Source organism: Streptomyces sp. NPDC051051 (genome assembly GCF_040682975.1).
Taxonomy (GTDB): domain Bacteria; phylum Actinomycetota; class Actinomycetes; order Streptomycetales; family Streptomycetaceae; genus Streptomyces.
Map to the genome: position 1 here is coordinate 52,562 of NZ_JBFBCB010000004.1, position 9,840 is coordinate 62,401.

Consider the following 9,840-nt stretch of genomic DNA (forward strand, 5'->3'; position numbering starts at 1 on the left):
CCTCACACTCGGACGGCGACCTGGTGCCGATAGCTCTCCATCGGCAGGCCGCTCATCCACGGCACGAGGCCCAGCCGGCTGAGCACCTTGATCGAGGCGGGCGGCTGGTAGTCGGCGAACATGCCACCGAACATCAGGATCTGACTGTGCGTGGCGATCGTGCGCACCAGCGGGTTCATCCGCTGCCGGTCCAGCGTGCGGCGGAAGCGGCTGCCCGGGGCCATCCGGCGGCGCACCGCGGCGCGGACCTCACCGGAGACGTCGTGATCGCTGATCCACTTCAGCTGGGGCATCTCCTCGGTGATCCCGCGCATCGTCCGCAGCCGCTGACGGGTGAACACATCGATGTGGGACAGCGTCCCGCCCGGACGCAGCACCCGCGCGGCCTCGTGCAGAAAGCGGCCCAGATCGGGATACGTGTGCGAGCTCTCGATGTTGATCAGCACATCCACCGAGGAGTCTTCGAACGGCAGCTTCTCGGCATCGCCGTGCACGAAGCGCAGGCTCTCGCCCCGGGCCAGAGTGGCCTCGGCCCGGGCGATCGCCTTCGGCGACAGGTCCAGGCCGGTCATCCGGGCGCCGGGAACGAGCCGGGACAGGAAATTGAGCCCCTCGCCCGTCCCGCAGCCCACCTCAAGGACCGCCCGGCCGGCGCACCCGTCCAAACCGTCGGGAAGATCGCGCAGGGCCAGGTAGTAGAGCTGCTCGCTGAAACCGTCGGTGCCGAACTCGGTGAACCCGGGCAGCCGGGCCTCGATCTCGGCTGCCAGGTCGGGGTCGTACATCCCCCAGTTCCACAGTTCGCCGCGGCCGGACAGGGTGGCCGCCATGTCGTAGATGGAGGAACTCGCCGACTTCATCCCGGCGGCCTTCCCCCCCGAGCGGGGTGCTCTGGACTCGTCGAGGTTGATGTCCGCCAGACCGGCGGTGAAGGCGGTCATCACATCGGGTTGGCTCATTGTGGTCTCCGAGTTCGCCGGATCGGTGCGGTCACGCGTCGACGGTGTCGCCGCGCATCAGGTCGTCGGCGCCGTCGGGCACCTCGGCCGGGTCGGAACCGACGTTCTGCGGTCGGTTGCCGCCGTCGACGAAGACCACGCTCGGCCGGTACGAGCGAGCCCGTTCCTCGGTCATCGCCGCATACGAGATGATGATCACCAGGTCGCCGGGGCTGATCAGCCGGGCCGCCGCGCCGTTGATGCCGACCACTCCGCTGCCGGCCGGCCCCTCGATGACGTAGGTGCTGAGCCGGGCTCCGTTGTCGATGTCGACGACGTCGACCTTCTCTCCGGGCAGCAGGTTCGCGGCGGCCATCAGCGTCGAGTCGAGCGTGAGCGAGCCGACGTAGTGCAGGTCCGCCTGCGTCACCGTGGCACGGTGAATCTTCGACTTGAGCATCTCTCGGTACACCGGATGATCTCCGTTCACCATGTCACCGGCAGCTCGTGGACGCCGTAGATGATCGATTCGGGGTTCGTGCGGATCTGGTCCGCGGGTGTCGCCAGACGCAGCTCGGGCAGCCGCCGGGCCAGCGCCTCGAACGCGATCCGCAGTTCCAGCCGCGCCAGTTGCTGCCCGACGCACTGGTGGATGCCGTAACCGAACGACAGATGCGCCACCGGCGGCCGGGTGATGTCGAGGCGGTCCGGGTCTTCGCAGAGCGCCGGGTCCCGGTTCGCCGCGGTCAGCGACAGGGACACGGCGTCGCCCGCGGTGAAGCGGTGCCCGTCGAAGTCCATGTCGACGCCGGCCGCACGAATCGAGCCGGCGTGCATGACCGTCACATAACGCAGCAGTTCTTCCACCGCGCCCGCGCCCAGGCCTCCCGGGTCCGCGGCCAGTGCCGCGTACTGGTCCGGATGTGCCAGCAGGGCGAAGGTGCCCAGCGCGATCATGTTCTTGCTGGTGTCGTAGCCGCCCACGAGCAGCACGCTGCCGATGGTCGCCAGTTCCTCGTCGCTGAGATCGCCGTCGGCGACCAGCGTGCCGAGCAGATCGTCGGTGGGCTCTTCGCGTTTGGAACGGATCAGCTCCATCAGCTGCCCACCGACGTTCTGCCAGCCGGCGATCGCCTCCTCCGCGCTGGAGTGGACGGTCAGCAGCGCCTTGATGCCCTTGACGAACACGTCCCGCCGGTCGGCGGGGACACCGAGCAACTCGCAGATCACCAGACCGGCGACCGGTTCGGCGAACGCGGCGACCAGGTCGGTGGGGCCGCCTTCCTCGATCATCTTGCCGAGATACAGCTCGACGTGCTCGGCCAGCCGCGGCTCCATGGTCCGGGTGCGGCGGGCCGAGAACCAGGCGGTCAGCCGGCGCCGGTAGTGGGTGTGCTCCGGCGGGTCCATCGCCGTGAACATCCCCGGCGCCAAGTCGGTCCGGTCCCCGGCCATCGGCAGCGGAATGGGGGTGCGCAGCAGGTCGCCACGCGAGCTCATGCCCCGGGCGGCGAGGAGCCGGCGGACCTGGTCGTAGCCGGTGATCAGCCAGCCGAGGTGGCCGTCCGGGAAGACCATGCGGGCCACCGGCTGCTCCGCGCGCAGCTCGGCGAGTTCGGGTGCGGGGTCGAACGGGCAGGTGCCACGGGTCATGGGCAGGCCGTCGACGGGACGAACGGTCTCGGACACAACGCTCTCCTTTGCTAGACGCCGGCGGACCCGACGATCTCGGCGGCTTCGGTGATGAGTCGGTCGGCCAGCTCGTCGGCGTGCCGGTCGCGCCAGGCCTCGTACGGGGTGCCGCGCAGCCAGTGGTTGCAGGCGCCCAGCGCCGGCCCGCAGGCCACCTGGTAGTCCGCGACGCGCTCCGGGGTGCCCTCGATCGCCCACCGCTGGGCTTGGGCGCAGTACCAGCGGAAGACCAGGGCCATCCGGCGCTTGGGGTCGGCCGGCTCGCCGGCGGGGACGACCCGCGACGCCAGTTCCTCGAAACCTGCGCCGAAGTAGTCGCGTTCCACCCGGGACCGGATCTGGCGGGGCACGGCGTCCCAGGAGTCGTAGGTACGCCACAGGTCGTAGAGCTTGCCGGCGCGTACGTGGAAGAGGACGCCCTTCCGCAGCACCCGGGCCCGGCCGCCGAGCTCGAACAGCGCGCCGTACGGGGCGTACGCGGTGTCGTGCACGTCGAGGTCGGGCAGCAGGTCCTTGGCAGCCTCGCTGAGCCCGCTCTCGGCGGTGCAGAGGTTGATCGATCCGGTGAGGACGAAGTCGGCGCCCAGTACGAAAGCGGCGGCGGCCGACTCCGGAGAGCCGATGCCTCCGCCACCTCCGACGCGTACGCCGGAGGCGACCCCGCCGAGCTGCGCCCGCAGCCTGCGCACCGAGGGCAGCAGCGCGGGCAGTGCGCCCTGGTCGGTGTAGTCGGCCCCGTCGCCGATCGCGCAGATGTCGTCGGCCAGGGCGATCCGCTCGCCGGCCGCGGCCTCCTCGGCGGTGAGCAGTCCGTCGTCGACCAGCCGTTGCACGAGGGAGCGCGGCGGCGGCGCGAAGAACAGGCGGGCGGTGTCCAGGCGGGTCACCTTGGCCAGCAGCTTGCGTGGGGCGTGCACGGTGCCGTCCGCCAGGATGCGGGCACCGGTCAGACGGTGCCTCACCAGCGCGGGGGTCACCTCGACATAGGTGGCCGCCTCGACGAGGCACACGTTCTCACGGACCAGCAGGTCGACCAGGTCGGCCTCGGCGCGCGGGTTGAACGGGTCGTAGGTGATGTTGACCCCGAACGGCGCGGCGGCCCCGGCTGCCGCCCGGATGCCGCGGATCGCGTCGGCGACGTCCACGAGCGGGAGCCCGGCCGCACCGAAACAGCCGAGCAGGCCGGAGCGGGCCAGCCGGGCGACCAGCTCGACGGAGCTGACACCGTGGTGCATGCCACCGGCGACGTAGGCGTGCCGAACGCCGTGGTGGCGCCGGAACGCCGCCGAACCCGGCTGCGCGCGCTGCGGCGCCGGAGCACGGACCGGTTCGGTCAGCGCCACGATCCGTTCCGGCTCGGGTCGGAGCGGTGTGGCCTCCTCCCGGATCCGGGCGATCAGCTTGGTCAGCACCTGCCCCGGGCCCAGTTCACGGACCCGGAAGTCACCTCGGCCCATCAGCAGCCGGATGCTGTCGGTCCACCGCACCGGGGAGACGATCTGGCGGCGCAGCGTAGCAGCCACGGCGTCCGGCGCGTACGGCCGGGCGTCGACGTTGCTGATCACGGGGATCTTCGGGGCGGCGAACGTCGTGGCATCCAACAGGCGCCCGAACTCCTCCGCGGCCTGCGCCATGTAGCGGCTGTGGAAGGGGGCGCTGACGTTGAGCGGGGCACAGCGGGCGCCCTTGTCCTTGAACACCGCAAGCGCACGGTTGACCGCGTCGGCCGGGCCCGCGATGACTGTCTGGGTCGGCGCGTTGTAGTTGGCGATGTCCAGTCCGGACAGCTCGGCGTCGCCCAGCACCTCCCGGACCAGGTCGGCGTCGACGGCCGAGACCGCCGCCATCGTGCCGCCGGTGACCTGTCCCATCAGCCGGCCGCGTTCGGCGACCAGGCGCAGCCCGGTCTCGAAGTCGTACACGCCCGCGGCGAACAGGGCGGCGAACTCACCGAGGCTGTGCCCGAGCAGATAGTCGGGCAGGCGGCCGCCCTCTTGCAGGACGGCCAGCCAGGTGAGGGCGTCGACCACGTACAGGGCGGGCTGGGTGTACCGGGTGTCGCGCAGATTGCGGCCGGGGTCCTCCAGGCACAGCTCACGGATCGAGTACCCCAGGACGGCGTCGGCCCGTTCGACCAGCTCGGGGAACCGGTCGAACAGGTCTCGGCCCATTCCCTTGGCCTGAACACCCTGGCCGGGGAAGACATAGACGTCGAAGCCGTCGCCCGGGGTGGCGGGGTCGGCCACGGGCGTCTCAGTGGTCATGGTGGTCACCTCGGTTCGTCGAGCCGGTGCGGCGATGAGCGAGCGGGTGTCGAGCACCGCCTGGTACAGCACCTCGTCCCGGGCGTACGGGGAGAGCAGCGGCAACACCCGGGACCGGCTGCCCTCGGGAAGCCGCGCCCGCACCAGGTTGGCCATCGACCCGGACGGGCCCAGGTCCAGGAAGAGCAGATCGTCGCGGGCCAGCAGCGGTTCGAGGGCTCGTGCCAGGTCGAACGGCTCGCGCAGGACCCGCCAGAAGTGGTCCGAGTCGGGGCGGTGTGTCTCGGCACCGGTCGTTCCGGAGATCAGCGGGATCGTGGCGGGTCGCGGGGTGAGACCGCCCACGAGCTTCGTGAACGCGTCGCGCACGCCGTCGATCAGCGGTGAGTGGAACGGGTACAGCACCGGAAGCCGTTGGCAGAGCACACCTGAGACGTTCAAGTGGCGCTCGATGTCGTCGAGCCGGTCGGCCGTGCCCGCGAGCACGAAGTTGTCCGGCCCGTTGATCGCGGCCAGATGTGCCCCGGCCAGCGCGGGATCGCGGTCGACGAGGGCGGCGTCGGCGAGGACCGCCAGCATTCCGCCGCGCGGGCACTCCGCCTCGAAGAGCGCCACTTGGTCCAGCAGCGAGCGCAGGCATTCCTCGGGGTCGAAGATGCCGGCCACCGTGGCGGCGACGACCTCGCCCAGGCTGGCGCCGAGCACCAGCTCCGGCTCGAAGCCGCGGGCGCGCAGCATACGGGCCAGCGCGTACTGGACCATGAAGATGGCCGGCTGTGTGAGCGACAGGCGGGTCATCGCCGTCTCCGCGCCGCGGCCGTCGCGGTGGATCGCGGCGATGACCGAGTCGCCGTGGACATCGCGCACCACCGCGTCCAGACAGTCCAGAGCATCGCGGAAGACCGGGTCGGCACCGTAGAGCCACCGGCCCATGCCGTGGTACTGGGAGCCCTGGCCCGCGAAGAGGAAGACCGGTGTCAGCATGGTGAGGGGTCCTCTTCGGTCGCTCACGCGAGCCCGCGCAGGCGGCCGGCCAGCGCGGCGGGGGTCGGGTTCTCGAACACGTCGGTGAGAGCCAGCCGGACGCCGGTCTCGTCCTTGATGCGCTGCGCGAGCGAGGCGGCGAGCAGCGAGTGGCCGCCGCTGGTGAAGAAGTGGGCGTCGGCGTCCAGGTCCGGCCGGCCCAGGAGCTCGGTGAAGAGCTTGGTCAGGGTGGCGGTGAGCGCGTCGCCGCCGGCCGCACCCGCGGTGTCGCCGCCGGCGGCGGCCGACTGTCGCGCGGCGAGGTCCGCCAGTGCCAGATAGTCGACCTTGTCGCTTCCGGTGCGGGGGAACGTCTCCACCGCGAGGAACCGGTGCGGCACCACCGAGCGTGGCAGCCGCTGCCGGGCGTGCTCCCAGAGCTCGTCCACCGCCTCGGGCCGGTGCGGCACCTGTACGAAGGCGGCCAGGCTGCCGTCCGCGGCAGGGTCGCCGACCACCAGCACGGCGGCCGCCTCGACGTCCGGATGATCGGACAGCACTGCTTCGATCTCGCCCAGCTCGATCCGGTTGCCGCGCAGCTTCACCTGCCGGTCCATGCGGCCCAACAGGTCGATGCGGCCGTCCGGCAGCCAGCGCGCCACATCTCCTGAGCGGTAGAAGCGTCCCCATGAGGAGTTCACCCCGAAGCGCTCGGCGGTGAGGTCGGGCCGTCCGTGGTAGCCGGAGGCGACACCGACTCCGGCGACGCACAGCTCGCCGCGCAGGCCGATCGGCAACGGCTCACCGTTCGGGCCGGCGATGAAGATCCGGGTGTTGGCGACAGGCGTTCCCACGTCCACTCGGTCGCCGGGATTCGCCGGTACCCGGCCCGCGGTCGCCCAGATCGTGCTCTCCGTCGGGCCGTAGACGTTCCACAGTTCGGCGCCCGCCGCGGTCAGGGTCGCGGCCAGCCCGCCGGGCAGGGGCTCACCGCCGCTGAGCAGGGTGCGGCTGGCGACCAGATCGGTGATGCGGTCGGCGACCAGTCGCCAGGTGGTCGGTGTCGCCTGGAGGAATCCGATGTCGTGGGCGCGTATCTCCTCGGCCAGCAGGGCTCCGTCGGTGCGGGCCTCGTCGGGCAGCACGACCGTGTGGCCGCCGTGCAGCAGCGGCATCATCAGTTCCAGCGACGAGGTGTCGAAGCTGTACGTGCTGAGCCAGCCGGTGGGCCGCGCCGTCGTGGCGACGCCGAAGCGCACCGCGTAGTCGGTGATGTGGTTGACCAGGCTCCGGTGCGTGATCGGGATGCCCTTCGGCCGTCCCGTCGATCCGGACGTGTAGATCACGTACGCGAGGGCGTCCGGGCCGGCCACGCCCGCCATGGCGGCGTCTACGGGGACGGTGGGGGCGGCGTCGACGTCAGGGGCCGGGATCGTGCGCCGGTCGCCGGGCGCGGTGAGCCCGTCGCCGGTCACCACCACCCGGGCGCCCGCGTCGTCGAGCTGGTAGGCGATCCGCTCCGCCGGGTGGTGCGGGTCCAGCGGCAGGTACGACGCTCGGGCAAGCCACGTGCCCAACACCGCGGCGGCCAGCGCCGCACCGCGCGGCAGGAGCAGCGCGACGACGTCGCCGGGGCGGACACCGGCCGCCGTCAGTCGCTCGGCGGTGTGCACGGCGGCGCACCACAGGCGGCCGTAGCTCACCAGCTGATCGCCGTCCCGGATCGCGAGGGCGTCCGGATCGGCCGCGGCGCGCTCGGCGAATCCTGCGAGCACCGACGTCAGGTCGATCGGCTGGTGGGTCGTGTTGGCGGCTTCGATGATCGCGTGGTCCTCGGGCGACCAGATCGACAGCGAGCCGACCGGCGTGTCCGGTGCGGCGCCGACGGCGACCAGCAGCGCGTCATAGCGACGGACCATCAGCTCGACGTCTGCCCGGTCCAGGACACCGGTGTAGAACGCCGCGCGCACGGTTGCGCTGTTGCGGTCGGAGGTCACGAAGAACTCCAGGTCGAACTGGCTGAACCCGTTCTCGACAACGACCAGTTCCGCCGCGGCGCCGGCCACCGTGAAGGTGCGCTGGTCGGCGGTGAACGGCACGTAGTTGAACACATGGCGGAACAACACGTTGCGCCAGCCGGAACCGTCGCGCTCGATCACGTCGAGCAGTTCGTCGGCGGGCATGTCCGCGTGGGCCATCGCCTCCATGAACACCCGGCGCGCCCGGCCGACCAGCTCCCGGAAACCGGCCGTGCGCGCGGTCAGCAGGCGCAGCGTGACCAGGTTGCTGTGGTAGCCGACCGCCCCGGCCGCCTCCCGGCCGCGCGAGTTGACCGGCGATCCGATGGTCAGGTCGGGGCCGGCGCCGTGTCCGGCCAGCAGCATCGCGTACGCGGTGAGGAGGACGACCGACTCGGGCGCGCGCAGCTCGCGTTGCAGCCGCCGGACGACCTCGTGCGCCTCGGGCGAGAGGACGTGGGTGACCTCGTCGCCCTCCAGCGTGGTGGTGGCCGGGGCCGGCTTCTCGCACCACAGCTCCAAGCCGGACGAGCGGAACCCGGCCATGGTGTCGCGCCAGAACGTCACGCTCTGCTCGGAGGGTTCGGGCTCGTGCCAGGCGGGCACCGGGTCCGGCTCGGGGGTCCGGCCGGCCAGCGCCGCCTCGTAGAACTCGACGAGCTGGGCGCGCAGGAGGGCGGTGGACTGCACGTCGGCGACGGCGTGGTGCAGTGCGAGACAGAAGACGTCTTCGTCGGGGCCGTGCAGCAGCAGGGCGCGCAGCAGCGGGCTCCCGTCGGCCCGGAACGGGCGGGCCACGAAAGCGGTCAGCGTGCCGCGCTCGTCACCGTGCCCGGCGGCCTGCTCCGGCTCGATGCCGAGGCTGGGCAGGACGGTCCTGGTCAGGGCGTCGTCGGTGCGGTGGAAGACCGTGCGCAGCACCTCGTACCGGCGTGGCAGCAGGTCGAGTGCCGCGGCCAGGGCCGTCGGGTCGAGGCGTCCGGCGACGCGGAAGGCCAGCGACAGATTGTTGGCACCGCTGCCGGGCACGAGGTCGTCGAGCAGCCACAGGGCGGTCTCCTTGCGCGAGGCGCGCACGTGGGCGTCCGCGGCGCCGGCCGTCATCGGCGGGCCTGCGAGCCGGCGCCGAGCAGGCCGGCCACGGTCGTGGCGACCTCCGGGGTCCGCAGCAGGTCGCGGTGCTCCACGTCGAACCGGACCTCGTCGGCGACTCCGATCGGTGCCAGGCCGGGGGTGGCGCGCATCCGGTTGAGTCCGCTGGCCGGGCTCGCCGAGGTGATGACGGTGGCCCGGGACCAGCCGGGACGCGGGTCCAGTCCGGCGGCGACGCCGAGATAGGTCATGAACGAGCCGACCAGTGCCACCAGTTCACCGGCGTAGCCCTCGTCGAGGCCGGCGCGGCGCAGCGCGGCCGAGCCGATCGGCTCGAAGATCGCGTAGAGCTCGGCGGCGAACTCGGCCGGTGTGGTTCCCGGCCGGGCGGCCAGGCGCTCCGCCGCGCCGGCCAGCTCGTCGACCTCGGCCGGGGTCAGCACGGCGGTCATGTTGCCGATGACCCGGCCGAACTGCAGGTGGACGGTGGGCACGTCGACGAGCTCGGGGTCGAAGACCACCACCTGCGGCGCCGTCGGCTGCCGGGCGGCGATCCGCTCGGCCAGGGCACCGGCGAAGACCGATCCGGCGCAGTAGCCGAGGACCGCCCGGACCGTACGCCCGCTCGCGGCGACCTCAGCCAGCCAGGGCGCGAGGTACTCGTCCTGGTCGATGCCGGGGCCGGGGACCCGGGCCGGGGCGACGGTCTGCCACAGCGCACAGTCCAGTCCCAGGCTGGGCGTCAGGTCGGCGAAACCGCCCTCGTTGCGGCCCGTCACCGGGAAGTCGGTGGCGAGCACGACGTCGGCGTCCGATGCTGCGTCGAGCACCACATTCCACACGGCAGGGCTTGGCATCTGGCAATTCTCCTGA

Annotated in this window: 6 protein-coding genes; all 6 read right to left on the reverse strand. The window is 71.9% G+C overall.

Going from position 1 to position 9,840, the window contains the following annotated elements; translation table 11 throughout:
- Nucleotides 1-2 precede the first annotated feature (2 nt).
- The 6 genes from AB0N31_RS04700 to AB0N31_RS04725 are packed head-to-tail and all read right to left on the reverse strand — an operon-like array spanning nucleotide 3 to nucleotide 9,824.
- Nucleotides 3-959, reverse strand: coding sequence for a class I SAM-dependent methyltransferase (locus AB0N31_RS04700; RefSeq protein ID WP_366056891.1), 957 nt, complete (start codon nucleotides 957-959; stop codon nucleotides 3-5).
- Between the two features lie 31 nt (nucleotides 960-990).
- Nucleotides 991-1,410 carry an aspartate 1-decarboxylase gene (gene panD / locus AB0N31_RS04705; protein ID WP_366056892.1) on the reverse strand — a complete coding sequence of 140 codons (420 nt, stop codon included), beginning with the start codon at nucleotides 1,408-1,410 and terminating at the stop codon, nucleotides 991-993.
- A 14-nt stretch (nucleotides 1,411-1,424) separates the two neighbouring features.
- Nucleotides 1,425-2,627, reverse strand: a complete 1,203-nt coding sequence (locus AB0N31_RS04710) for a cytochrome P450 (protein WP_366056893.1) — start codon at nucleotides 2,625-2,627, stop codon at nucleotides 1,425-1,427.
- Nucleotides 2,628-2,641: 14 nt separating this feature from the next.
- Nucleotides 2,642-5,878, reverse strand: a complete 3,237-nt coding sequence (gene fabD, locus AB0N31_RS04715) for an ACP S-malonyltransferase (RefSeq protein WP_366056894.1) — start codon at nucleotides 5,876-5,878, stop codon at nucleotides 2,642-2,644.
- Between the two features lie 23 nt (nucleotides 5,879-5,901).
- Complete coding sequence (locus AB0N31_RS04720; protein WP_366056895.1) at nucleotides 5,902-8,979, reverse strand: amino acid adenylation domain-containing protein; 3,078 nt, start codon at nucleotides 8,977-8,979, stop codon at nucleotides 5,902-5,904.
- Nucleotides 8,976-9,824 carry a hypothetical protein gene (locus AB0N31_RS04725; protein WP_366056896.1) on the reverse strand — a complete coding sequence of 283 codons (849 nt, stop codon included), beginning with the start codon at nucleotides 9,822-9,824 and terminating at the stop codon, nucleotides 8,976-8,978. Before AB0N31_RS04725 ends, AB0N31_RS04720 begins: the two co-directional genes overlap by 4 nt.
- Nucleotides 9,825-9,840 lie beyond the last annotated feature (16 nt).